This is a genomic window from Mycobacterium sp. WUMAC-067 (assembly GCF_020217485.1).
Lineage (GTDB): Bacteria > Actinomycetota > Actinomycetes > Mycobacteriales > Mycobacteriaceae > Mycobacterium.
The window spans coordinates 61780-86749 of sequence record NZ_JAEKMI010000015.1 but is presented as its reverse complement, the minus strand read 5'-3'; the positions used below and the strand labels follow the sequence as shown (position 1 = coordinate 86749).

At 67.2% G+C, this 24970-nt stretch carries 15 protein-coding genes and 3 pseudogenes; 8 read left to right on the top strand and 10 right to left on the bottom strand.

Annotated elements, in window-relative coordinates; translation table 11 throughout:
- Positions 1 to 11: 11 nt before the first annotated feature.
- The 3 genes and pseudogenes from JF781_RS13175 to JF781_RS13165 all read left to right on the top strand — a co-directional run.
- Entirely contained in the window at positions 12 to 1001 is a 990-nt protein-coding gene (locus JF781_RS13175) for a S1 family peptidase (RefSeq protein WP_225327556.1), read from the top strand.
- A gap of 128 nt (positions 1002 to 1129) precedes the next feature.
- A complete protein-coding gene (locus JF781_RS13170; RefSeq protein WP_225341174.1) occupies positions 1130 to 1369 on the top strand; it encodes a hypothetical protein in 240 nt (79 codons plus the stop codon).
- Between the two features lie 166 nt (positions 1370 to 1535).
- A pseudogene (locus JF781_RS13165) lies at positions 1536 to 1718 on the top strand (IS1634 family transposase); the annotation flags it as partial.
- Here JF781_RS13165 and JF781_RS13160 read toward each other — a convergent pair.
- Together JF781_RS13160 and JF781_RS13155 are read right to left on the bottom strand one after the other, a co-directional pair.
- Positions 1668 to 2552: a fatty acid desaturase gene (locus tag JF781_RS13160; protein ID WP_225327555.1), complete on the bottom strand. Its 885-nt coding sequence runs from the start codon at positions 2550 to 2552 to the stop codon at positions 1668 to 1670. The pseudogene JF781_RS13165 and the gene JF781_RS13160 overlap by 51 nt on opposite strands.
- A gap of 599 nt (positions 2553 to 3151) precedes the next feature.
- Complete coding sequence (locus JF781_RS13155) at positions 3152 to 3925, bottom strand: 1-aminocyclopropane-1-carboxylate synthase (RefSeq protein ID WP_225327554.1); 774 nt, start codon at positions 3923 to 3925, stop codon at positions 3152 to 3154.
- A 670-nt stretch (positions 3926 to 4595) separates the two neighbouring features.
- Between JF781_RS13155 and JF781_RS13150 the strand changes: the two genes are divergently transcribed.
- Complete coding sequence (locus JF781_RS13150; protein WP_225327598.1) at positions 4596 to 14876, top strand: non-ribosomal peptide synthetase; 10281 nt, start codon at positions 4596 to 4598, stop codon at positions 14874 to 14876.
- Positions 14877 to 14924: 48 nt separating this feature from the next.
- Here JF781_RS13150 and JF781_RS13145 read toward each other — a convergent pair whose 3' ends face one another.
- Both JF781_RS13145 and JF781_RS13140 read right to left on the bottom strand, forming a co-directional pair.
- Positions 14925 to 16436: a HAMP domain-containing sensor histidine kinase gene (locus JF781_RS13145; RefSeq protein ID WP_225327553.1), complete on the bottom strand. Its 1512-nt coding sequence runs from the start codon at positions 16434 to 16436 to the stop codon at positions 14925 to 14927.
- Positions 16433 to 17164, bottom strand: coding sequence for a response regulator transcription factor (locus tag JF781_RS13140; RefSeq protein WP_225327552.1), 732 nt, complete (start codon positions 17162 to 17164; stop codon positions 16433 to 16435). Before JF781_RS13140 ends, JF781_RS13145 begins: the two co-directional genes overlap by 4 nt.
- 249 nt (positions 17165 to 17413) lie before the next feature.
- On the opposite strand from JF781_RS13140, the gene JF781_RS13135 reads away from it, so the two are divergent.
- Together JF781_RS13135 and JF781_RS13130 are read left to right on the top strand one after the other, a co-directional pair.
- Positions 17414 to 17800, top strand: coding sequence for a hypothetical protein (locus JF781_RS13135; RefSeq protein WP_225341173.1), 387 nt, complete (start codon positions 17414 to 17416; stop codon positions 17798 to 17800).
- 7 nt (positions 17801 to 17807) lie between these two features.
- Entirely contained in the window at positions 17808 to 18302 is a 495-nt protein-coding gene (locus tag JF781_RS13130) for a nitroreductase family deazaflavin-dependent oxidoreductase (RefSeq protein WP_225328660.1), read from the top strand.
- Here JF781_RS13130 and JF781_RS13125 read toward each other — a convergent pair.
- Genes JF781_RS13125 through JF781_RS13115 form a run of 3 tightly spaced genes read right to left on the bottom strand, consistent with a single transcriptional unit; the run spans position 18299 to position 20268 of the window.
- On the bottom strand, positions 18299 to 18655 hold the full coding sequence (locus JF781_RS13125) for a DoxX family protein (protein ID WP_225328655.1): 357 nt from the start codon (positions 18653 to 18655) through the stop codon (positions 18299 to 18301). The two genes, JF781_RS13130 and JF781_RS13125, sit on opposite strands and share 4 nt — an antisense overlap.
- A 9-nt stretch (positions 18656 to 18664) precedes the next feature.
- Positions 18665 to 19795 (bottom strand): SPFH domain-containing protein, encoded by a 1131-nt coding sequence (locus JF781_RS13120; RefSeq protein WP_225328654.1) that lies wholly within the window; start codon positions 19793 to 19795, stop codon positions 18665 to 18667.
- 35 nt (positions 19796 to 19830) lie between these two features.
- On the bottom strand, positions 19831 to 20268 hold the full coding sequence (locus JF781_RS13115) for an NfeD family protein (RefSeq protein ID WP_225328653.1): 438 nt from the start codon (positions 20266 to 20268) through the stop codon (positions 19831 to 19833).
- A 56-nt stretch (positions 20269 to 20324) separates the two neighbouring features.
- Here JF781_RS13115 and JF781_RS13110 point away from each other — a divergent pair, with 56 nt between their 5' ends.
- A complete protein-coding gene (locus JF781_RS13110) occupies positions 20325 to 21269 on the top strand; it encodes a hypothetical protein (RefSeq protein ID WP_225328652.1) in 945 nt (314 codons plus the stop codon).
- Here the strand turns inward: JF781_RS13110 and JF781_RS13105 are convergent.
- The 3 genes and pseudogenes from JF781_RS13105 to fabG1 form a co-directional block, all read right to left on the bottom strand.
- A pseudogene (locus tag JF781_RS13105) lies at positions 21238 to 22288 on the bottom strand (ferrochelatase); the annotation flags it as partial. The gene JF781_RS13110 and the pseudogene JF781_RS13105 overlap by 32 nt on opposite strands.
- Positions 22289 to 22294: 6 nt before the next feature.
- Positions 22295 to 23104, bottom strand: coding sequence for an NADH-dependent enoyl-ACP reductase InhA (inhA, locus tag JF781_RS13100; protein ID WP_225328651.1), 810 nt, complete (start codon positions 23102 to 23104; stop codon positions 22295 to 22297).
- A 34-nt stretch (positions 23105 to 23138) separates the two neighbouring features.
- Entirely contained in the window at positions 23139 to 23906 is a 768-nt protein-coding gene (fabG1, locus tag JF781_RS13095) for a 3-oxoacyl-ACP reductase FabG1 (RefSeq protein ID WP_225328650.1), read from the bottom strand.
- A gap of 194 nt (positions 23907 to 24100) precedes the next feature.
- Between fabG1 and JF781_RS13090 the strand changes: the two are divergent.
- Positions 24101 to 24939 (top strand): annotated as a pseudogene (locus JF781_RS13090) (hypothetical protein).
- Positions 24940 to 24970 lie beyond the last annotated feature (31 nt).

Here is a 24970-nt window from a genome sequence, read left to right as displayed (position 1 = left end):
AGATCGATCTAATGGGGGGCGTGTACGCGCTGGAGTTCGCCAGCTGGGGGTCGCCATATTCGCCGGCTCGTACCGTCGCGCTCCCGCTCAGTGCCGTGGTGTTGGCGGTGCTCGCCGTCTTGGGCTTCCTGCCCAGCCGCGACCAGCGGCGGCGCAAGCCGAAAACCCGCACGCTCGCCGACGTGCTGCCGCGGCGCGCCAAACTCCACACCACGCTGCTCATCCTCGCGGCGGTGTGCAGCACCGCCGCCCTGGTGGCGGCCGTCTGCCTGTACCCCAGGGCCGCCTCCCCGGCGCAGCAGCCTCCCGCACCGCCGCCGCCGACGCTGGCGCCGATCGATCTGCCCGCGGCCAGCGCCATCGGCCCGGGCGCCGGAATTTACGTCCAGTATGGCGACGGATCCGGTGGAATGGGTTGCACCGCAGGGTTTTTGGTGCATACCAGCGACGGCCAGGGCGGGATCCTCACCGCCGGTCACTGCAATCGTCCCGGCGGGCCGAGCAAGGTCACGATGAACCTGGGCGGGGTCCTTCCCTACACGGCGCTGGGCACGTTCACCCAGACGATCAGCGAGGGGGTCCACGGCGAACAGCACGACATCGGTCTGATCACGCTGGACGGTGACAACGTTCCCCGGTCGGCGGCGGTCGCCGCGTCGCTGCCGGTCACCGGCGTCGCCACCAACCTTCAAGTCGGACAACAGTTGTGCAAGTTCGGCATGGGCTCCGGCGCGGACGCCTGCGGGCAGATCGTCGAGATCACCGACAGCAAGGTCGTGTTCCTGGCGAGCGGCCAATGCGGCGATTCGGGCGGCCCGGTATACCTCTACGAACGCGACGGCACCGTCAGCGCCGTCGGCATCCTCATCCGCGGCGGTGACCCCTACACCCCCAAGGCCGGGTGCGCGGCCCGCGCCAAATTCTCCGTCGCCGAGTTGGTGCGGCCGTGGCTGGACAAGTGGAACCTGACCGCAATCACCGCGCCGTCGTCGCCGCGCTGAGCACTCTGGCCCCGTCCTTCTTCAGGTCAGCTTCAGGCTGACTTCCTAACCTCGCGGCAAGCGGTGCGAGAAGGACGATTTCGCGTCGCCGGGTAGGGAAACGACAATTGGAAGGATGGATGGGCCGAGTGAAGTTCAAGAAACTCATCGCTGGTTCGTTGCTCGCGGGGACGCTCGGGGCCGCCGTGGCCGGCATCGGTGCCGGGGTGGCGAGTGCGGATCCCCCGCCACCGCCGCCGCCTCCGGGCCAGCCGGGACCGCCTCCGCCGGGTGGACCATTCGGCGGACCACCGCCTGGGCCGGGCGGACCGCTGGGACCGCCGCCGGGACAGGGGCCGGGCGGACCGTTGGGGCCGCCGGGATGGTGAGAGCGGCAATGCGCTAGCCGCGTCGAGGTGGCCGTCTCGGTTTCCGGGGCGGCCATCACCGTTTACACCGCACAACGCCCCGCATAACGCCTAAAGACTGTGATAATGCCGGGGATTCGTCGCACGACCTCTTGTGGAACTTCGCGGTTGAGACCGGAGCATCGGCGCCGCGGTCGCCATCAGCCACTTCATCGAGGCTGAAACCGGTTGGAACATCAAGACATTCGCGCGCACCGCCCACCGATACCGCACCGTCAAGATCAAGGCCCGCAGCCAACACCCGACCATCGCCGAGCCGCTACCCCCAGATCTCCGCGAGGCGATCACCGCGATCCGCTTCGACAATGCCGCTTCTGACCTCCCGCCATCTGCGGTACTCCGAAGGCGTCATTTCCTGCCCCCACGCGGTGCTGATTGGGACGTTGCGGTCCAGATAGTCGGATTCTGCAGCCCTCCATGCCTTTACGTACAGGTAAAAAGGAATCGCAGTATGGATGTGATGAACCACGTGATAGTTCTGATACATCAACAACAGACACAGAGCACGCTCCCAGCCAACCCGAGCGCGGGTGACCCGGAATCGGTCGGTCTTTATCGCCACAAGGCCGTGATGAGGCAGCCAGTCAAACCACCACGCGAGGATCACCATGCCGATCCGCTGCGGGATGAAATAGATGAGCACCAACTCGCGCCCGTAGCCGAGAATCACGATGGTGGTTACGAAGGCAAGCGCCAGAGTGACGTGTATGGCAAACCCCACGGCTTCCTTGCGGGGGCGCCGGCGCAGGCGCATCAGGTAAAAGCGGCAATACCAGGCATCGATCGTCAACCAGCGCAACGGCAGCTGCCAACGCGGACCCGTGATGCTCCAGGCGTCCGGATCCTCATGGATACCTTCGTTGGTGTTGCGGTGGTGTGCGAGATGCGTATACGCGAGCAGTGGAAATGTTGCGAACAACGAGACGAACGGTATCGACAAGCGACCGAACACCTGGTTGATCCACTTTGGCCGGCCGACGGTGTGGTGAATCGCTTCGTGCAGCACGGAGAACATGGAAAACGTTACGAGACCCTGAACGACGATGGTGACCGCCAACCACCAACCACTCACTCCGCAGAGAACCGCCGCCGTCGCCCCGCACCACGCAACGAGCGACCCAAGCCAGACCAGCACGGTCGGCACCGCAATGGTCGGCCGCACGAACCTGGGAGCTGGGAAGCCTCGCGGGATTGCGGCCGCCTCGCAGGCGCCCCGTGATCTTTGCGCTGTGGCGGCAAGCATTTCGACCCCTGTCACCAAGACCCCCGGCTAGGAACACGCCGCCGACGAACTGCGTAGAAATCCATGTGGCACCACCTTGTTTCGACTTTGCCCGTCATGTTTATTCGCGCAATAAACTATGTGCCGATTTCGTCAACCGGGTGAGCACAATAAATGCGCGGTCATGCGTAAGTCCGCGCGAATCCACGCGGTTAAGCGTGGGTACATTCTCGAACTTCTTGCAGCGCAGATCCAATCGAGTCTCCCTCTGTCCATGGGAAATGTGATGTCGCGGACATGTTCACCTGATAAACCGGAATGTTCACCAGCGTAAATATTTGTTATCTAGTCGCCGAAAAGCAACGTCACCACTGCCGGAAGGCTGCGTTCATTGTTGTTTTCCAGATGTAGTCGCCCCGCGCTCCCCTCGAGTCGAAGTTGTTAAGCTTTCCTGCCCCCAACGTTGATCACTTCAGATAGAGGGGCATTCCCGCCTGTCGTCAGTCCGGGTGCTCGCAAGCTCACGCATTTTGCATTTCCTCCGATATCGCGGGCTCGGGACTCCACGCATGCGCGTAGGTCTTTCCGCTTTTCATGACGACCGTGAGGTCTCCGGCCAAATCGGCTGATACCGATCGGACGGAGGAAAGTCGAACATGGTTCATGAGATCCGCCAGGGCAGTCAGCTTATAGTGCGGTTGCAGCTGCGGGTTTATCGCGGCAGGACGTATTTCGATAGGTATCGTTTCGTTATACTTCATGCCCAGCACGAACGCTGACTTGGAATCGGCGCTCACCATGAACGGTTCATCGCCCTTGTCGAGATTCCTGAGCATAAGAAGTGGAATATCGCTCACCCAAAGGGGCTCGACAGGCTTATCGCGATCTGTGTGGGTACCGAGTGGATTTTTCGGATGCGTCCACGCAATCGTCAGACCAGCAGCTATGAGCTCAAGTCTCAATTTCTGCCGCCACACTTCACCCTGGGCGGCGACCGCTTCCAAGAAGTTTTCGACATTCTGGTACGCCACCCCGACAACCAAATAACGATCAGAATGTCTAGCGTGAAATTCACGCATCTCCGCTATAGCCCGGAAAAATTCCTCCTCATCCAGGAGAAAATTACTCGTATCATAGTAGAATTGGCGTTTTCCGAGCATCGTTTCGGTAAATGGGCAATGAGCTTTTCGGCCGTCGCCTCGGACCAGAAAGTCAAGGTATTGTTGGATTACCGGAACGCAGTCGTCCGTGTGGTAGCTGAGTTCAGTGAAGACATAGTCCGATCGTCGGTTCATTGACGCCCCTCCCAATGGCGAAACTCAACACCCACGTCCTACCGGTGCCTGCGCTCCACGTTGATCGCCCGAGATCAGGTGCATCGCCGGCGGTAAATCCCCCGAATCGAAGGGAGTTTAACCGCGGTCCGCCGCGCGCGTTGGCAAAATCGCCGATCCGCTGCGACACTGTTACCTCCCGGCACGGTTGGCAACCGTTAGACCGATCCGGAAACAAGACGCGCGTCGGGCTCTCGGGGCCATGTGGCGCCCAAGTCCGGCCGCCCGATCAGCTGATCGTTCACCCCGCGCCACCGCCAGACGCCTGGCCACGCCAAGGCGCATACCTGTTCGATCACCAGCTCGTGTTCGGCCGGTCCGCGCTTCGGTCTCGATCCCAATTCGCTGGCCCTTCAACCGGATTCACGCATCACGACGGCCGCCTGAGAACCTCGTCCAACGAGGTGTCCCCGCCACTGGGCGCGCGGCCTGTGGCCGGCCGTCGGCGGTGTTCCAGTTGGGTGGCGGATGGTCGCCGCGGGAGCCGACGCGCGCGTGCCTGCATCACATCGAACAAAAATTGGCCGGACATTCGGCCGAAATCTCTGCGCGACGGGCAGACGACGGGCAGGATTTTGACCGGTAACCACTCGGGTAAGCGGGGCGAGTGGGTGGAGCTCTGGGGGAGTCGATGGGGCGTGATGGCCTGGCGTTACCGCTGACACGCGGACAACTAGACATCTGGCTCTCGCAGGAATCGGGCCATGCCGGTACAGATTGGCAGCTCGGCCTGTTGATAAAGATCGACGGCACGATACGGCGTGGTGTCCTCGAGCGGGCGATCCGCCAAGCGGTGGCGGAAGCCGAGCCAATCCGGGTTTCATTCTTCGAGATCGATGGCCAGGTCCTCCAAAAGCCGATCGACTGCCCGCACATCGAGCTCGAGTTTCATGACCTGACCGGCTCATTCGATCCCCTGCTGGACGTCCGCCGGAGGGCTTCCTCCATCCAGCGCACGCCGATGGCGTTGAACGGCCAGCTGCTCAGATTCGTCCTGTTCCAGACGCAGGCCGAGGAGTTTTATTTGTTCGGCTGCTGCCACCACATCGTGTTAGACGGATTGGGCATGGCGCTGGTGTCGCGTCGGGTTGCCACCATCTATTCGGCGATCGTGGCTGGAATGCCTGTCCCCGACGCCTATTTCGGCTCGGCGCAAGATTTGGTTGATCTCGAGTCGGGATACGAAGGATCCACCGACTATCTGGAAGACGAAGCGTACTGGCGCAAGAACCTTCCGTCGGAGAGCGGACAGGACTATCAGCTCCCCCAAACCAACGCCGTCAGGGACTCGTGTTCGCCGTCGGCGTCAGTTCAATTTGATGCGACTGCCGTCGGCCGCATGCAAGAACTGTCCAAGAAGCTGCGCATCCGTCGCTACTCGGTCATCACAGCGGCATGCGCGCTCGTGGTGCATGCATGGTCGGGAAGCGGTTCGGAGGTGGCACTGGATTTCCCGGTCAGCCGGCGGGTACGTCCCGAGTCGAAGACGCTCCCGGGGATGCTCGCCGGAGTTGTGCCCCTGGTCTTGCAGACGTCACCGGAGACAACGGTCGCCGATTTCTGTCAGCACGTTGACATACAGATCCGGGAATTGCTGAAGCATCAGCGGTTTCCGGTGCACCGGCTCGACGGTGAAGACGGCTCTCGCAGCCTGAGAGAGCCAGCGCACAGGGTCGGCGTCAATTTCATCCCGTCTCGATTGACCCTGGAGCTCGGAGGCGCTCCAGCAACCGCGACCTACACCAACAACGGCCCCGCCGGGCACTTCGGACTGTTCTTCATCGGGGCCAGTGATCAACTGTTTCTCAGCACGGCGGGCGCCGGACAGCCCTATTCGAGCTTCGGCGTTCCCTACCTGGCGGCACGCCTCCAGCAGGTGCTGATGGAAATGACCGCCGATCCGCAACGGCCGATCTCCTCGATCGAAATCCTCGATGAGGAAGAAAACGGCCGGCTCGATACGTGGTCGCATCGCGCGGCGTTAACCCAGCCGGTCACCGCGCCGGTGTCGATTCCGGTGGTGTTCACCGAGCACGCCGAGCGCACCCCCGAGGCGGTAGCGGTGACCTTCGACGGCCGCGCCATGACGTATCGGGAACTCGATGAGGCCGCGAACCGGCTGGCGCATCTTCTGGCCGCTCGTGGGGTCGGCCCAGGGCAGTGTGTAGCGCTGCTATTCCCCCGGTGCACTGACGCGGTCGTGGCGATGCTGGCCGTGCTCAAGACCGGGGCCGCGTATCTGCCGGTCGACCCGGCGCATGCGTCGGCGCGGATGGAGTTCGTGCTTGCCGATGCCGCACCGACCGCCGTGATCACCACCGCCGAGCTGCGCTCACGGCTGGACAAATCCGACCTGCCGGTCATCGATGCCCACGATCCCGCCATCGAGGCCCAGCCCGGCACCCCACTTCCGAATCCCGCCCCCGAAAATGTCGCCTACATCATCTACACCTCCGGTACCACCGGAACACCCAAAGGCGTTGCCATCACGCACCACAACGTCACTTGGCTGATCGAGGCGCTCGACGAACGCCTGCCGCCCGGTGGGGTGTGGGCGCAGTGCTACTCCTCGGCCTTCGACTTATCGGTATGGGATATCTGGGGTGCGCTGCTGCGGGGTCGACGGCTGCTGGTGGTGCCGGAGTCAGTCGCCGGCTCCCCGGAAGATCTCCACGCGTTGCTGGTCGCGGAACACGTCAGCGTGCTGGCGCAGATTCCGTCGTCAGTGGCGCTGCTGTCACCGGAGGGGTTGGAGTCGACGGCGTTGGTGGTGGGCGGTGAGGCCTGCCCGACCGACGTCGTGGATCGTTGGGCGACACCCGGGCGGGTGATGATCAATGCCTACGGCCCGACCGAGGCGACGGTGTGTGCGTCGATGAGTACGCCGCTGAAGCCCGGACCGGGTCTGGTGCCGATCGGGTCGCCGATACCCGGGGCGGCGATGTTCGTGCTCGACAAGTGGCTGCAGCCGGTGCCGGCCGGGGTGGTCGGTGAGCTGTACCTGGCCGGGCGCGGCGTGGGACTCGGATATGTGCGGCGTGCCGGTTTGACCGCGTCGCGGTTTGTGGCGTGCCCGTTCGGGGCCCCCGGGACACGCATGTATCGCACCGGCGATCTGGTCTCCTGGGGTACGGACGGGCAGCTGCGACACCTGGGCCGCGCCGACGAGCAGGTCAAGATCCGCGGGTACCGCGTCGAAGTCGGCGAAATCCAGGTCGCCCTGGCCGCGCTCGATGGAGTGGACCAGGCGGCGGTCATCGCCCGCGAGGACCGCCCCGGCATCCGGCAGCTGGTGGGTTACATCACCGGCACCGCCGACCCGACCGAGATCCGCGCAGCACTGGCCGAACGCCTCCCCGCCTACATGGTCCCCGCCGCAGTGGTCGTGCTGCCGGCAATCCCGTTGACGGCCAACGGCAAACTCGACAAGCGCGCCTTGCCCGCACCCGAATTCACCGCCGGTGAGTACCGGGCGCCGGCCGACGCGGTCGAAGGAATCCTGGCCGACATCTACGCCCAAGTCCTCGGGGTTCAGCGGGTAGGGGTCGATGACTCGTTCTTCGACCTCGGCGGCGACAGCATCCTGTCGATGCAGGTCGTGGCCCGCGCGCGGGCAGCCGGCGTAATGTGCCGCCCGCGTGACGTTTTCGTCGAACAGACGGTGGCGCGACTGGCGCGGGTCGCGACGGTGGCCAATGGCGAAGCCGGCGTCGTCGACGAGGGCATCGGCCCGGTGGTGGCCACCCCGATCATGTGCTGCCTGCGCGGCGTCGAGGGCCCGATCGACGAGTTCAACCAGACCATGGTGGTCGCCGCTCCGGCGGGTGTGACCGAAGCCGACGTGTCGGTTGTCCTTCAGGCGTTGCTCGATCGGCATGCGATGTTGCGGCTGCGCATCGACGACGACGGCGCCGGCGGCTGGTCGCTGGAGGTACCCGAAGCTGGGCCGGTGGACGCGGGCGGATGCCTGCATACCGTCGATGCGTTGTCGAATGAGGCGCTGGCACAGGCCCGGTCGCGGTTGAACCCTGGGGCGGGACTGATGCTCCGCGCGGTGTGGGCGACGTCCACCGGCCAGCTGGCATTGATCATTCATCACCTGGCCGTGGACGGAGTGTCGTGGCGAATCCTGTTGGAAGACCTCAACATCGCCTGGGCACAGCATCACGGTGGCCAGCCCGTGGCATTGCCCGCAGGCGGGACATCGTTCGCGCGGTGGTCGGCGCTGCTTGCCGAGCATGCGCGCCGCGCCGAGGTGGTGGCGCAGGCCGCGACGTGGCGACAGGTGGCGGCAACACCGGCCGCGCTGCCGGCGGTGCAACCCGAGGTGGACACCTACCAGTCCGCGGGCCAGCTCTCGGCGTCGCTGGATGTCGAGACAACCCGTCTGCTGCTGGGCGAGGTGCCGGCGGCCTTCCACGCCGGGGTCGGCGATATCTTGCTGATCGCCTTCGGGCTGGCGTTCGCGGAGTTTCTCGGCACCGGCGCGGCCGTGCCGATCGGTATCGACGTCGAGGGTCACGGGCGCCAGGAGGAGCTGGCACCCTCTGTCGACCTGTCGCGCACGGTGGGCTGGTTCACCACCAAATATCCGGTCGCGGTGACGGCCGGTGGCCTGTCGTGGGCGCAGGTGGTCACCGGTGAGGACGCGCTGGGCGCTCTGATCAAGGACGCCAAGGAGCAGCTGCGCGCCCTGCCCGATCCACTGACCTATGGTCTGCTGCGCTACCTGAACTCTGAGGTTGAGCTCGGTGGGTCTGACCCGACGATCGGGTTCAACTACCTGGGCCGTCTCGGTGGTGGTGCCGACCTGCCCGGCGAGTTGTGGCGGGTCAACGCGGACAGTCTGTCGTTCGCGGGTGTGGCTGCGGCGGTGCCCCTGCCGTTGGCGCACACGGTGGAGCTCAATGCCGGCACCATCGACACCGAGGCCGGACCCCAGCTGCAGGCGAACTGGACGTGGGCGCGCTCGGCGCTGAAAGACGATCAGGTCAGCCGGCTGAGCCAGTTGTGGTTTGAGGCCCTGGCCGGTATTTGCGCGCACGTCAAAGCCGGGGGCGGCGGGCTTACCCCGTCCGATATCGCTCCTGCCCGCCTCAGCCAGCGGCAGATCGACGAACTCTGCGCGCACGGCGATGTCGTGGACGTGCTGCCGCTGACCCCGGTGCAGCAGGGTCTGCTGTTCCACACCAGCTTCGCGCCGGATCTGCACGACCTGTACACCGTGCAGCTCGGTATGACGGTCAACGGCTCCCTCGATGCGCACCGCCTGCGCGAGGCCGTGCAGGCGGTGGTCAACCGCCATCCCAACCTGGTGGCCCGGTTCCGCGAAGACTTCGGTGAGCCGGTGCAGGTCATCCCGGCCAACCCGGTGATCGCGTGGCAGGACGTCGAGCTGGACCCCGCGGGCGGGGACGCCGATCGGCAGGTCGAACGCCTGTGTGCCGCTGAGCGCGCCGCGGTCTGCGACCTGGCTGACAAGCCGACGTTCCGCGCGGCGTTGATCCGCATCGCAGAAGACCAATACCGGTTGGTGCTCACCATTCACCACATCGTGGCCGATGGCTGGTCGCTGCCGATCCTGATGCGGGAGGTGTTCGGCCGCTACTACGGCGAGCGACTGCCCGCGGCCCCGTCGTACCGCAGCTTCGTCAGCTGGCTGGATCGGCAGGATCGCAGTGCGGCGCAGGCGGCTTGGCGCGACGTGATGGCGGGTTTCGAGACCCCGACATTGGTGAGCACGCCCGGCCAGGTAGGGCGCCACGACGTTGCATCCTTCCGGATGTCCGCCGAGACCACCGCCGCCCTGACCGAGTTGGCCCGCGTGTGCCACACCACCGTGAGCACCGTGTTGCAGGGCGCATGGGCGCAGCTGCTGATGTGGCTCACCGGTCAGCATGATGTGGCGTTCGGCACCGCGGTCTCCGGTAGGCCGACCGAGCTGATCGGCTCGGAATCCATTGTGGGCCTGATGATCAACACGGTGCCGGTGCGGGCCAACACCACCACCCGGACCACAGTCGCCGATCTGCTGGAGCAGCTGCAGCGCGTCCACAACGAAACCCTCGAGTACGAGTATCTGGCTCTCCCCGAGATCCACCGCGCCACCGGCCACGATCGGCTGTTCGACACGCTGTTCCTGTACGAGAACTATCCGATCGACGCCAGTGCCCTGTTGGGCGCCGACGACCTGGCCGTTACCGCGTTCGACAGCCGCGAATTCAACCACTATCCGCTTTCGGTGGTGGCGACGCCGGGCCACGAACTGAGTGTTCGCGTCGAATTCGACACGGACGCATTTAGCCGTGCGGCCATCGACACGCTGATCGACCGGCTGCGGCGGGCGCCGGTGGCGATGATCGCCGATCCCGCCCGGCGGTTGTCGTCGATCGATCTGCTCGACCGGAGCGAGCACGACCGCCTCGACGAGTGGGGAAATCGGGCGGTGCTGGCCGAGCCGGAGATGTCCGCGGTCTCGATCCCCGAATTGTTCGCCGCTCAGGCGGCGGTCCGCGACCCGGGGGCGGTGGCGATCAGCTATGGGGATCGCTCATGGACTTACCGCGAGGTGGAGAAGTCCGCTAATCGGTTGGCGCACTTGCTGATTGCGCAGGGTGCGGCCCCGGGTACGGCTGTGGCCCTGTTGCTTCCGCGCACGCCTGAGGCGGTGGTGGCGATGCTGGCTGTGCTCAAAACCGGTGCCGCGTATGTGCCGATCGATCCGACGTTGCCGGCGGCGCGGATGGAGTTCGTGTTGGGCGACTCTGCGCCTATCGCGGTGGTCACCAACCCGGACATGCGGTCACGGCTGGAGGGGTCGGGCCTGGCGCTCATCGACATCGACGACCCTGCGGTGGCCGCCCAGCCCGAGACGCCGTTGGCGGCGCCGGCCGCGGACAATATCGCCTACATCATTTACACCTCGGGCACGACCGGGACACCCAAAGGTGTTGCGGTGCCTCACCACAACGTCACCCAGTTGCTGGATTCGCTGGACGCCCAGTTGACGTTGGGACAGGTGTGGACACAGTGTCATTCGTTGGCGTTTGACTTCGCGGTGTGGGAGATCTTCGGTTCGCTGTTGTATGGCGGGCGGCTGGTGATGGTGCCCGATTCGGTAGTGCGTTCGCCAGAAGAGTTGCACGCCTTGCTGGTTCGTGAACAGGTCAACGTGTTGAGCCAGACGCCGTCCGCGTTTTATGCGCTGCAGACCGCTGATGGGCTCGCCCCGGAGCTGGGTCAACAGCTGAAGTTGCAGGCGGTGGTGTTCGGTGGCGAGGCGCTCGAACCCCAGCGTCTGCAGACGTGGCTGAACCATCATCCCGGACTGCCGCGTCTGATCAATCTGTATGGCATCACCGAGACGACCGTGCACGCCTCGTTCCGCGAGATCGTCGACGGCGACGTCGACAGCAATGCCAGCCCCATCGGCCTGCCGTTGACCCACCTTGCCTTCTTCGTACTCGACGGGTGGATGCGTCCGGTCCCCGCCGGGGTGGTCGGCGAGCTGTACGTGGCCGGTGCCGGGTTGGCCGCCGGGTATGTGGGCAGGCCGGGGTTGAGCTCGACGCGGTTTGTGGCGTGCCCGTTCGGGGCGCCGGGGGCCCGCATGTATCGCACCGGGGATCTGGTGTCCTGGGGTGCCGATGGTCAACTGCGTTACATCGGTCGCGCCGATGAGCAGGTCAAGATCCGCGGGTACCGCATCGAGCTTGGTGAGATCCGGGCGGCCCTCGCCGGTTTGGACGGGGTCGGTCATGTGGCGGTGATCGCGCGCGAGGACCGCCCCGGCGACAAGCGGCTGGTGGGCTACATCACCGGGGCCGCCGACCCGGCTGAGATCCGTAGCCAATTGGGTGAACGGTTGCCGACCTACATGGTGCCGACCGCGATCGTCGTGCTCGAGGCGCTGCCCTTGACGGTCAACGGCAAACTCGATGTCGGCGCCCTGCCGGCACCCGAATACTCCGATGTCGACCGTTACCGGGCTCCATCCAGCGCGGTCGAGGAAATCCTGGCCGGCATTTATGCCCAGGTGTTGGGTGTGCAACGGGTCGGTGTCGATGACTCGTTCTTCGATCTGGGCGGCGACAGCATCCTGTCGATGCAAGTCGTGGCGCGTGCCCGCGCGGCCGGCGTAATGTGCCGTCCGCGTGACGTTTTCGTCGAACAGACGGCGGCGCGGCTCGCGCAGGTCGCCACGGTGGTGGCCGACGGCGAGGGCGGCGTCGTCGACGAGGGCATCGGGTCGGTGGTCGCCACCCCGATCATGCGCTGGCTGCACAGCGTCGAGGGTCCGGTCGAACAGTTCAACCAGACGATGGTGTTGCAAGCTCCCGCGGGTGTCGCACAGGCCGACGCGACGGTGGTCCTGCAGGCGTTGCTGGACCACCATGCGACGTTGCGGCTGCGCGTCGACGACGACGGCGCCGGCGGTTGGTCGTTGTGGGTGCCCGAAGCCGGGACGGTAGATGCCGGGGGCTGCGTGGACACCGTCGACGCGCTGTCGGCTGAGGCGTTGGTGGCGGCCCGGTCACGCCTGCACCCGGAGACCGGCGCATTGCTGCGCGCGGTGTGGGCCGAGTCGACCAATCAGTTGGCGCTGATCATTCACCACCTGGCCGTCGATGGCGTGTCGTGGCGAATCCTGTTGGAAGACATCAACATTGCGTGGGCCCAGCACCGCAGTGGCCAGCCGGTGGCGCTGCCGGCAACCGGGACGTCGTTTGCCCGGTGGTCGTCGCTGTTGGCTGAGTACGCGCAGAGCGCGGACGTGATGGCCCAGGCCGAGGCGTGGCGTCAGGTGGCGGCGATCCCGGCCGCGCTGCCGCCGGTACAGGCGGAGGACACCTACGTCAGCGCCGGCCAACTGTCGGTGTCGCTGGATGTCGAGACGACGCGCCTGCTGCTCGGTGAGGCCCCGGCGGCGTTTCATGCCGGGGTTCAGGACATCCTGCTGATCGCGTTCGGGCTGGCGTGGACCCAATTCTTGAGCGTCACCGCCCCGATCGGCATCGAGGTGGAGGTCCACGGCCGCCAGGAGGAGCTCGCCCCGCACGTCGACTTGTCGCGGGCGGTGGGCTGGTTCACCGCCAAGTACCCGGTGGCCCTGAACTTCGGGGGTCCGGTCGGCGGCCTGTCCTGGGGACAGGTGATAGCCGGTGAGGATGCACTGGGCGCTGCGATCAAGGACGCCAAGGAGCAGCTGCGCGCCCTGCCCGACGGCGTGACCTACGGCCTGCTGCGCTACCTCACCCCCGAGGTCGATCTGGGTGGGTCCGACCCCGTGATCGGCTTCAACTACCTGGGTCGCCTGGGTGGTGCGGCCGAGCTCTCCAGTGAGCTATGGCGGCTCAGCGAGAACAGTTTCTCGCTGGGCGGCGCCGTGGGCGCAGTGGAGATGCCGCTGGCGCACACCGTGGAGCTCAACGCCTTCACGATGGACACCGAGGCCGGCCCGCAGCTGCAGGCCAACTGGACCTGGGCGCGTTCGGCGCTGCATGACAAGCAGGTCAGCCGGCTCGCCGAGCTGTGGTTCGACGCGCTGGCCGGCATCTGCGCGCACGTGCGCGGCGGTGGGAGCGGCTTGACCCCGTCCGACATCGCGCCAGCCCGTCTCACCCAGCGGGACATCGACAAGCTGGCGCAGCGGTACCGGATCGGCGATGTGTTGCCGCTAACCCCGCTGCAGCAGGGCCTGCTGTACTACGCCGGCAGCGAGCAGGGCAGTGACGTCTTGTATGCGGTGCAGCTCGATATCACCGTCAGTGGTGCCCTTGATCCGCAGCGCTTGCGCGAGGCGGTGCAGGCCGTCGTCGCCCGCCACCCGAACCTGGTGGCCGGTTTCCGCGAAGACTTCGGCGAACCGGTGCAGGTCCTGCCCGCCGATCCGGAGCTGGCCTGGCAGTACGTCGAGCTGAGCTCGGCAGGTACCGATGTCGAGGAACAGGTCCAGCAGCTGTGTACCGCCGAACGCATCGCGGTCTGCGATCTGGCCGGCCAGCCACCCTTCCGGGCTGCCTTGATCCGCACCGCAGACGATCTGTATAGGTTCGTGCTCACCAACCACCACATCGTGCTCGACGGTTGGTCGAAGCCGATCCTGCTGCAGGAAATCTTCGCCGGCTATTACGGCGTGCGGTTGCCCGCCGCCCCGTCGTATCGCAGCTTCGTCACCTGGCTGTCCGAACAGGATCGTGGCGCGGCTCAGACAGCATGGCGTGAGGTTCTCGACGGGTTCGGCGCTCCCAGCCTGGTGGGACCCCCGGGGCGCCCAGCGCTCGGTGCGCGCGGTGCGGAGTCGTTCCAAGTGTCCGCGGAGACCACGAAGGCGTTGGGCGAGCTGGCGCGCTCGTTCCACACCACGGTCAGCACCGTCTTGCAGGCCGCGTGGGCGCTGCTGCTGACGTGGCTGACCGGCCAGCACGACGTGGTGTTCGGCACCGCGGTGTCCGGGCGGCCGACCGACCTGGCCGGCGCGGAATCGATGGTCGGTCTGTTGATCAACACGGTCCCGGTCCGGGCGACCATCGGCGCGGAGACGACCACCGCCAACCTGCTCGAGCAGCTGCAAAGCGCCTACACCAAGACCCTTGACCACCAGCACCTGGCCCTTAGCGAAATACACCGCATAACGGGACACGACCAGTTGTTCGACACGATGTTCGTGTACGAGAACTATCCGATCGACACCGCCGCGCTGTCGGCCGTCGCCGAGTTGAAGATCAATGGCTTTACGAACCGCGAATACAACCACTACCCGCTTTCGGTGCAAGTCGCGCCAGGCCACGAACTGGGTCTTCGCGTCGAATTCGATACCGACGTGTTCACCGCGGACAAAATCGAAACGCTGGTCGAACGGTTCAAGCGCGTGCTGGTGGCCATGACCGCAGATGTGAAGGAGCAATCATGACCGTCCGTGCGGGACGATTTGCTCCCGGCATCGACAAGCCCTGACCAGCTATCCCGAGCGCCGGGCGTTGATCGGCAGGCTGAGCCGGAATTGAGCGCCGCCCTCGTGGGGCAGGCACACCAGTTCGCCGCCGTGGGCGCGGGCCAGCGCCCGCGCGATCGCCAGCCCCAGCCCGGCACCGCCGTGATCGCGGGCGCGCCCGGCGTCGAGGCGCACCAGTCGCTCGAAGACGCGATCCCGCTCCCCCGCCGGGATGCCCGGGCCGGTGTCGGTGACGGTGACCTCCGCGGCGTCCTCGTCGGCGCGCAGGTCGACGGTGATGGCGCCGCCGACCGGCGTGTACCGGCGGGCGTTATCGAGCAGGTTGGACACGATCTGCGACAGGCGGGTCGCGTCGGCCTGGAGCGTCAGCGTCGGTAATCCGGTGCGGCGCACCGTGATCTGCGGTGCCAGCATGGCGGCTCGGTCGCCTTCGCCATCCAGCACGGCGGCCACGTCGACGTCATCGCGCTCGAGCGCAAGCCCGGCGTCGATGCGGCTCAGGTCCAGCATGTCGGACACGAGCCGGCCGGCGCGGCGCGCGTCGGAGAACAGCAGCGTCGCCCGGCGATACTGGCCCTCGTCGTGCTGTTCGGAGGCGCTGTTGGCGAGTTGTTCGGCGGCAACCTGGATGCCGGCGATCGGGGTGCGCAGCTCGTGGGCGGCGTCGACGAGGAATCGCCGGGTCGCCGTCTCCGCGCGCTGTGCGGTGTCGGCGGCGTTCCGGGCCCGGCGCTCGGACGTTTCCAACGCGTCCAGCATCCCGTCGAAAGCGCTTGCGGCGCGGCCGAGTTCGGTATCGGTGCGCTCGGGATGCAGGCGACGGCCGCGGTCCCCGGTGGTGATGGCGTTGGCCAGCGCCGTGAGCCGGTCCAGCGGCCGCAGCGCCGCCCGGCTCACCGCGATCAGCAACAGCGCCGCGATCAGCAGGGTCACCAGGCCCGCCGCGATCAGCAGCCCACGCAGCTGATGAGTGACCTGCGTCGTCTGCGTGGTGTCGGCGACGAGGATCACCCGGGAGCCGCCGGGCAACGGGTGCACCACGGCCGTCGCGGTGGCATCCGGCGGAGGGCCGGGCCATGGCGGCGGAAATGCATGGGGCGGAGGCGGATACGGCGGGAGCGGAGGCGCCGGGGGCGGCCGCGGATATGGCGGAGGCGGAACGGGCGGCGGATACGGTGGCGGAACGGGCGGCGGTGGCTCGACCGGCCCGGCGGTCAGGTCGGGGGCGATCCCGCGGTCCCCGTAGGCGGCGCCGTCGGCGGTGACGACGAGCGCGCGAATCCCGCCGCCGTTGAGTTCGGCCGCGATCAGACCGGGTGAGGTGTGCGCGGCGCTCAGCGCGTCGGCGCGCGATGTCGCGGCGAGCAGCCGGTCGTGCAGGTTGCGGCGGGTGAGGACGCCCATCGTGACGTCGATGGTCACCCCGAGCACCACCAGCAGGACCGCCAGCAGCGCCAGCACCACGAGCGTCACTCGCCGTTGCAGCGACGGAGTCGGCGTCGTCGATGCGCCCGTCATGACCGCTCGGGTTGCAGGCGGTAGCCGATGCCGCGAACGGTGTGCAGGATCCGCGGCCCGTGCGCCTCGAGCTTGCGCCGCAACCCGCTGACGTGCACCTGCACCAGGTTGGGGTCGTAGGCGTCATAGCCCCACACCCCGTTCAGGATCTGGCCGGCGCTGACGATGCGGCCCCGCTGCTCCACGAGATAGGCCAGCACGCGCAGCTCGGTGGCGGTCAGGTCGAGCCGGTGGCCGTCGCGCGCGGCGACTCCGGCGCCGAGGTCCAGCGTCACGTCGCCGACCTGAACCACCTGCGGCAGGCGCCCGCGCCGGCGCAGCACCGCGCCGACCCGCGAGACCAGCTCGGCCAACTCGAACGGCTTGATGACGTAGTCGTCGGCCCCGCCGTCGAGGCCGCGCAGCCGGTCCGGCAGCCCGTCGCGAGCGGTGATCATGACGATCCCGACGTCGCCCCATTCGCGGATGACGTCGATGAGCGCGAACCCGTCGCGGCCGGGCAGCATCACGTCGAGCACCACCAGGTCGGGGCGCATGCCGTCGAGAATCTCTTCGAGGCCGTCGCCGTCGCAGCGGGCGTCGGTGTGGTAGCCGACCTCGGTGAGCGCCTCGCTGACCATCTCCCGGATGGTCTCGGAGTCTTCGACGACCAGCACCCGCGGCGTGCCGACGCTGAAGTGGCCGCCGCTACCGGCGGCCGGGCGGAGGCAATCGGTCATGACCACCATTGTCGGCGCCGGTGCTGAAACCAACCTGAAGGCGCGGGCCTGGTCGCTTCGTCACGGCAGCCTCGTTCGTCACCGCAGGCCGGCGATGTGTTTGTTGCCCACCTCCGAGCGACAATCTCGTGCTCGGCGTTGTCGCGCAGAGGTGGGCACAACACCACGTCCTTCCGCTGGTGACGGCAGTGGCGGTTGGGACTCATAAGGCGCCGGTTCTTCAGGCCCACTTCAGATCCGGCTCCTAGCGTCCGTGGCATGACCACCAACGACGACATCGAGACCCCGCCCCCCAATCCGCCACAGCCGCCTCCCGCCCATCGACCGCACGAGCGACGCCGTCACTCCACCGGCGTGGTGATCGGCGCCGGGGTGGCGGGCGCGCTGGTGGGCGCGTTCGGCACGATCGCGGCCATCGCCTTCGCCTGGATCGTCAGCGTCGGCCCGCCCGGGCCGCCGCCTCCCCCCGGGCCGCCGCCGATGCTGTTCCACGCGCCGCCGATGGCCGGTCCGGGATTCGCGCCGCCGCCCGGCCCGCCCGGCCCGCCGGGACCGCCGCACGCCGCCCCGCCGGGACCGCCACACGAGGGTTTCCCGGCGCCGCCCCCGCCGCCCCCGTCCCCGGCGCAGCCGCCGCGACCCTGAGTGCAGGATGGGGAGCGTGCCACGAGATCAATCGTCTCCGCTCCCCGCCACGCTCGCCGCACGGCTGCTGCGGTCGCGCCACCTGATGCGCGCACCGATCTGGATCTACAAGGCCCGGGCGGGCGCGCTGTTCGGCTCGCGCATCCTGTTGCTCGAGCACATCGGCCGCAAATCCGGAGTGCCGCGCTACGCGGTGCTGGAGGTCATCGACCATCCGTCCCCCGGCACCTACGTCGTGGCGTCCGGATTTGGCCGAAAAGCCCAGTGGTTCCGCAACATTGCGGCCAACCCGCGGGTGCGGGTGTACGCCGGCAGCCACGGGCCGAGGCCCGCCGCCGCGCGCGTCCTCGACCAACACGAGGCCGACCGCACGCTGGCCGACTACCGAACCCGCCACCCCAAAACGTGGGAGCGGATGCGCCCGGTGCTCGAGGACACGCTCGGTGCGCCGATCACCGACACGAACACCCCGCTGCCGCTGGTCGAATTGACTCTGGACTAACCGCGGTCCGGGCCCTTGACCGTCATCGCCGCGAACAAGGCCAAAAACAACGCCGCCGGAAGGCCGTTGACGACCTTGTCGCGCACTCGGACGTGCGCGCCGAGCGCCAACACGAAATACAGCGTCAGCATCGCCGTCGTCAACCTCGCCAGGACGGGGAAACGGGTGACCGACAGCAGGCCGACTGCGGCGGCGGCCTTGACCACCGGCAGCACGGGCCGGATGTTCTCCGGGACGCCCACGTCGTCGAGGGTCTTCCTGATGGGAGCCACCTGCACGCCGCACGCCACCGCGTCGACGGCGTGGAACGCGGCGAGCGCCGCGTAGGTCTTCGGTGAAGTCAACGCACTCATGTGGCAATCCTATTGAGTCAGCTCGCCGGGGCCTTCCGCCGGCTGACGGGCGATCGCCTCCGCCTTGGCCACCGCCTGCGCGATCGCGGGGTCGGTTTCGGTGGAGAACCAGTCCGCGACGTCGGCGTCGTCGTCGGCGCTGTGCTTGGGCGCGTCCTCGACGGGCGAGGGCTCGAAGCGGAACACCCCGTCCTGGCCCGGGGTGCCCAGGAGTTTGGTGAATCCCTGCAACGCCGCGTTGAAGTCGCTGGGCACTACCCACACCTTGTTGGCGTCGCCGCGGGCCATCTCCGGCAGGGTCTGCAGGTACTGGTAGGCCAGCATCTCCGGGGTGGGCCGGCCCGCCTTGATCGCGGCGAAGGTCTTCTCGATGGCCTTGGCCTGCCCCTGCGCCTGCAGGTAGGCCGCGGCGCGCTCCCCCTGGGCGCGCAGCATCCGGGACTGCCGCTCCGCCTCGGCGCCCAGGATCGCCGCCTGCTTGGCGCCCTCGGCGGCCAGGATCTGCGCCTGCTTCTGACCCTCGGCCTCCTTGATCGCCGCCTCGCGCATACCTTCGGCGGTCAGGATCATCGCCCGCTTCTCGCGGTCGGCCTTCATCTGCTTTTCCATCGACGCCTGGATCGACGGCGGCGGGTCGATGCTGCGCAACTCGACCCGCGCGACCCGTAGCCCCCACCGGTTGGTGGCCTCGTCGAGCACGCCGCGCAGCTGCCCGTTGATCTGGTCGCGCGACGTCAGCGTCTGCTCCAGCGTCATGCCACCGACCACGTTGCGCAGCGTGGTGGTGGTGAGCTGCTCGACGCCGACGATGTAGTTGCTGATCTCGTAGACGGCCGCCTGGGGAACCGTGACCTGGAAGTAGACGACGGTGTCGATGTTGAGGGTCAGGTTGTCCTCGGTGATGACCGGCTGCGGCGGGAACGACACCACCCGCTCACGCAGGTCCACCCGGGCCCGGATGCGGTCGATGAACGGCACCAACAACGTCAGTTGCCCGCTGACGGTACGGCTGTAGCGGCCCAGCCGCTCGATCACCGCGGCCTCGGCCTGCGGTATCAGCGCCACCGACTTGGCCACCACGACGATGGCGAAAATCACCAGCACCGCCAGCAGCACCAGACCAGCAACCGCACCCTGCATGGGAGTTCCCTTCTTTCGCAGCCGTTCTCGCGGCCCTACAGGCCGGCCCTGAAGACCACCGCGGTGGCGCCGTCGATCTGCATCACGGTGACCGGCTCGCCCGGTTCGTAGACGTCGTTCTCGTCGAGCGGACGCGCGGTCCACACCTGGCCGTCGAGCTTCACCTGGCCGTTGTCCCGGGCCACGCGCTCGAGCACCAGCGCGGTTTTGCCCTCCAGCGCCTCGATTCCCAAGCGCGGCACGTTCGACGGTGTCAGCCGTCGCCGCAGCGGCGGGCGAACCAGCACCAGCAGCAGCACCGAGACGACCAGGAACACCGCGCCGTCCACCCACACCGGAGAATCCAGCAACCAACTGGTGAGCGCCGCGGCCAGCGCGCCGCCACCGAGCATCACCAAAAACATATGACCGGTGAGCGCCTCCGCACCGGCCAGCACCAGCGCGAATATTAGCCAAAGCAGCGCGGCGTGCATGCGGCAAGGATACGCGTGATCGGCCTTTGCGGGGCAAAACAACTACACTGCGTCTGGTGTGGTGTCCCAGTGTTTCGCTGTCCCTGTGGGCCAATGCCTGGCTCGCGGGAAAGGCCGCGCCCGACGACGTCCTGGACGCGTTATCCGTTTGGGCGCCAAAGCAATCGGTGACCGCGTATGATGCCGTCGCGGCGGGTCATACCGGGCTGCCATGGCCCGATGTGAACGACGCCGGGACGGTCACGCTGCTGCAGACTCTGCGCGCCGCGGTGGGTCGCCCGACGTCGACGCCGGGGCTGCCTCCGCCGATGCGCGGGACGATCAACGTGGTTTTGCCGGTACCGGGCGATGTGCGCGGTCTGACCCCGGGGACGCAGTTCGAGCGCGACGCGCTGGCCGCCGGTGAGGCGATCATCATCGCCAATCCCCGCAACCCCGCGACTGCCATCGGCCTGGTCCCCGAATTCTCCTATCAGGACGACGACGACGCGCCCGACGACTACGAGACGGGCCTGGCGGAACTGTGCGCGCTGACGTGGACGGTGTACTCGCTACCCGGCGCGCCGATACTCGACCACTACGAACTCGGCGACGCCGAGTACACGCTGCGGTCCGCCGTGCGCTCGGCCGCCGACGCGCTGGGCACCATCGGGCTGGGATCGGCCGCGGCCGACGTCGACGATCCGCGGGGACTGGTCGAGCAATTGCTGGAATCGGCACGGCAACACCGCATTCCGGATCACGCACCCTCACGCGCGTTGCGGGTGCTGGAAAACGCCGCGCATGTCGACGCCATCATCGCGGTCAGCTCGGGGTTGAGCCGGTCCGACTCACCGGACCGTTTCGCCGCGCCCATCGCGGCCGGCCTCGAACCGCTCGGCACGCAATCGTCTTCGGAGGCCCGCATCGCCAGCGACGCGCTGCGACCGCTGACCGCCGTGGTGCGCTCGGCGCGGATGGCCGCCGTGACCGCGATCCTGCACTCGGCCTGGGCCGACTAGTTCTGATAGCGGGCCGCGCAGTGCGGCGGCCCGCATGGCGCGCCGTCGACGCTCGCGAGGCACCCGGGTACCGGATCGGGACCAGTCACCCGTTCCGGCGCCCGGCCGTAACGCAATTCGTCGATCAGGTCGACGACCATTTGCGCAAAACGCGGGTGCGCGTTGGGCGTTGACGCCCGCACCATGGTCATCCCCGCCGCCTCGGCCTGCAACGCCAACTCGTGGTCGAGGTCCCACACCACTTCGATGTGGTCGGCCACAAACCCGATCGGGCACACGAGGACGGCCGTGGTGCCCGCCTGGGCCAGGTTCGCCAGGTGATCGGCGACGTCGGGCTCAAGCCACGGAACCTGGGGCGGCCCCGACCGCGACTGCCACACCAGGTCGTAGTCGGCGTATCCGGCGGCGGTCGCCACAAGCCTTGCGGCGTAGTCGACTTGGCGGCTGTACAGTCGCGGGCCCAGCCGCTCGTCGGCGGCGACCGGGATCGAATGCGCGGTGAACACCAGCCGCGCGCCGGGAGCCTTTTTGGCCGCGGCGCCGATCGCCCCGGCGAACATCTCGACGAACAGCGGATGGTCGAAATACGGGCGCAGCTTGACCAATTCGGGCGCGCCCGGCCCGGCGGCCCGCCGCGCGCGGGCGATGTCCTCGACGTATTGGGTGCAGCTGGAATAGCCGCTCCACGCCGACGTGGTGAACACCGCCGCCCGGCGAATCCCGTTGTCGCGCATGCTCACGACGGTGTCCTCGACGTAGGGCTCCCAGTTGCGGTTGCCGAAATAGACCGGCACGTCCAGGCCGCGGTTGGCCAGTTCGGCGCGCAACTGCTCGATCAGCGCCAGGTTGATCCGATTGATCGGCGACACCCCGCCGAAATGCAGGTAGTGCTCGGCGACGTCGTCGAGCCGTTCCGGCGGCGCGTTTCGGCCCCGGGTGACGTTCTCCAAGAACGGCCGAACCTGCTCGGGACCCTCCGGCCCACCGAAGGACAGCAGCAGGACGGCGTCGAATTCCATTAGGCTTTAAAGCAATTGGGTGCTTGCGCCACCGTCGGCGTAGATGATCGTCCCCGTCGTCGCCGGCAGCCAGTCCGACAGCAGCGCGCACACCGTCTTGGCGACCGGCGTCGGGTCCTTCATGTTCCAGCCGATCGGGGCGCGCTGGTCCCAGCCCTCCTCGAGCAGCTGCATCTGCGCGCCGGCCTCCTCGCCGAGCGCGCCACCGACGATCGCGCTCATGGCCAGGGTCCGGATCGGGCCCGCGGCAACGAGATTGGAGCGCACGCCGAACTTGCCCGCCTCACGCGCGACAAACCGGTTCACCGATTCCAGCGCGCTCTTGGCGACCGTCATCCAGTTGTAGGCGGGCATCGCGCGGCTCGGGTCGAAGTCCATGCCGACGATGGAACCACCCGGGTTCATGATGGGCAGGGCCGCCTTGGCCAGCGAGGCGTACGAATACGCCGAGATGTGAATGCCTTTCGAGACGTCCTCGTAGGGCGCGTCGAAGAACGGGTTGACGCCCATTCCCGTCTGCGGCATGAAGCCGATCGAGTGCACCACGCCGTCGAGCTTGTTGCCCTCGCCGATCTCGGCGGTCACCCGCTCGGCGAGGGAGTTCAGGTGCTCCTCGTTCTGCACGTCGAGCTCGATCAGCGGCGCCTTCTCCGGCAGCCGGTCGGCGATGCGCTGAATGAGGCGCAACCGGTCGAAACCGGTCAGCACCAACTGCGCCCCGGCCTCCTGGGCCGCCTTGGCGATGTGAAACGCAATCGACGAGTCGGTGATGATCCCCGAGATCAGAATCCTTTTGCCGTCGAGCAGTCCAGCCATGTCCGTCCTTAAAGTCGTTGTGCCGTCGTTGAACTCAGTGGCCCATGCCCATGCCACCGTCGACCGGGATGACCGCGCCGGCGATGTAGCTGGCGTCCTCGGACGCCAGGAAGCTGACCACCCCGGCGACCTCGGCGGCGGTGCCGACCCGCTTGGCCGGGATGAAGTCCAGCGCACCCTCCTGGATGCGCTCGTCCAAGGCGCGGGTCATCTCGGTGTCGATGTAGCCCGGCGCCACCACATTCGCGGTCACGTTGGCCTTGGACAGCTCCCGGGAGATCGAGCGGGCCATGCCGATCAGGCCGGCCTTGGCGGCGGCGTAGTTGGACTGGTTGCCGATGCCCCAGCTGCCGGAGACCGAGCCGATGAAGATGATGCGGCCGAACCGCTTTTTCTGCATGCTGCGCGCGGCGCGCTGGGTCACCCGGAACGCCCCCGTGAGGTTGGCGTTGATGACCTCCTCGAACCGCTCCTCGGTCATCCGGATGAGGAATGCGTCCTTGGATATGCCGGCATTGGACACCAGCACCTCAACCGGCCCCTGGTGCTCCTCGACCTCCTTGAAGGCGCGGTCGACGGCCTCGTTGTCGGTGACGTCGCACACGACGCCGAACAACCCCTCGGGCGCCCCGGATCCGCGGTGCGTGATTGCCACCTTGTGCCCGTCGGCGGCCAGCCGCTGCGCGATCGCCAGACCGATGCCCCGGTTTCCTCCGGTAACCAGGACGGAGCGGGCTACGAATGCGGGTCTGCCGTAGTCGGCAGCACTTTCGGTGGTGTTCTCGGTGGCCGTGTCAGTCACCCCGTCAACCTATCGCTTCGGCTCACGCTGGCCGAAACCTCCCCCATTTCCCACGTCCCCCTTTTGCCCCTCTCGCCCCCCTTCCGCACCCCTTTCGCCCGCGAATGTAACCAGGCTGCGATTTTCGGGCCGGATTTTCGCAGTGTGGTTACGCTCGCGGGCCTATGTCGGTGTGACTCAGCACACTTTCCGCCATGACCGATCCCTTCCTGGGCAGCGAAGCCCTGACTATCGGCGCATTGACGCCCTATGAGCTGCGCAGCCGGTATGTGCGGCTGCACAAAGACGTGTACCTGCCCAAGGATGTCCAAGTGACCGCATTAGTGCGCGCGAAGGCATGTTGCTGAGGTCTCGCCGCCGGGGCATCCTCGCCGGGCTGTCCGCGTCTGCGCTGCACGGCGCCAAATGGATCGACCCGGCGCTTCCCGCGTGCATCATCGACGGCAATCGTCGCCCCGCTCCGGGAGTGCAGGTGTGGCAAGAAGGCATCGAGCCCGACGAGATCGCCATCGTCGGCGAGATGCGCGTGAGCTCCCCGGCGCGGACGGCGCTCGACCTCGCGAGGCGGTACCCCAAGCGCACCGCGGTCGCCGCCATCGATGCGCTGGTGCAAGCGACTGAGCTGAAGATGGCCGACGTCGAGGTGCTCACGGACCGCTACCGCGGCCGACGCGGCCTCAGGGCCGCGCGGGCGGTTCTCGAACTGGTAGACGGCGGGGCCCAGTCCCCGAAGGAGACGTGGCTGCGCCTGTTGTTGATCGATGCCGGTTTCCCGCGGCCGCAGACTCAGATCGCCGTACGCAACGAATGGGGTTGGGCCGAGGCATATTTGGACATGGGCTGGGAGGACATCAAGGTGGCGGTCGAGTATGACGGCGACCATCATCGGTCTGTTCGCACGCAATACGCCAAGGACATCGCCCGGCTCGAGATGCTCGAACGTTACGGATGGATCGTCGTCCGCGTCATCGCCGAGCACCATCCCGCCGACATCATTCGCCGGGTGCGCGACGCCCGAGCCTCGCGAGCGTAACCGCACTGCGAAAAATTGGGCCGAAAATCGC

Excerpts from the sequence above, each read along its gene's own strand:
- JF781_RS13150 (WP_225327598.1), top strand. The coding sequence starts at position 4,596 with ATGGGGCGTGATGGCCTGGCGTTACCGCTGACACGCGGACAACTAGAC.
- JF781_RS13125 (WP_225328655.1), bottom strand. The coding sequence starts at position 18,655 with ATGAGTGCGTTGACTTCACCGAAGACCTACGCGGCGCTCGCCGCGTTC.
- JF781_RS13155 (WP_225327554.1), bottom strand. The coding sequence starts at position 3,925 with ATGAACCGACGATCGGACTATGTCTTCACTGAACTCAGCTACCACACG.
- inhA (WP_225328651.1), bottom strand. The coding sequence starts at position 23,104 with ATGGCTGGACTGCTCGACGGCAAAAGGATTCTGATCTCGGGGATCATC.
- JF781_RS13115 (WP_225328653.1), bottom strand. The coding sequence starts at position 20,268 with ATGCACGCCGCGCTGCTTTGGCTAATATTCGCGCTGGTGCTGGCCGGT.
- JF781_RS13120 (WP_225328654.1), bottom strand. The coding sequence starts at position 19,795 with ATGCAGGGTGCGGTTGCTGGTCTGGTGCTGCTGGCGGTGCTGGTGATT.
- JF781_RS13130 (WP_225328660.1), top strand. The coding sequence starts at position 17,808 with ATGGGGAGCGTGCCACGAGATCAATCGTCTCCGCTCCCCGCCACGCTC.
- JF781_RS13135 (WP_225341173.1), top strand. The coding sequence starts at position 17,414 with ATGACCACCAACGACGACATCGAGACCCCGCCCCCCAATCCGCCACAG.
- JF781_RS13145 (WP_225327553.1), bottom strand. The coding sequence starts at position 16,436 with ATGACGGGCGCATCGACGACGCCGACTCCGTCGCTGCAACGGCGAGTG.
- JF781_RS13140 (WP_225327552.1), bottom strand. The coding sequence starts at position 17,164 with ATGGTGGTCATGACCGATTGCCTCCGCCCGGCCGCCGGTAGCGGCGGC.
- JF781_RS13175 (WP_225327556.1), top strand. The coding sequence starts at position 12 with ATGGGGGGCGTGTACGCGCTGGAGTTCGCCAGCTGGGGGTCGCCATAT.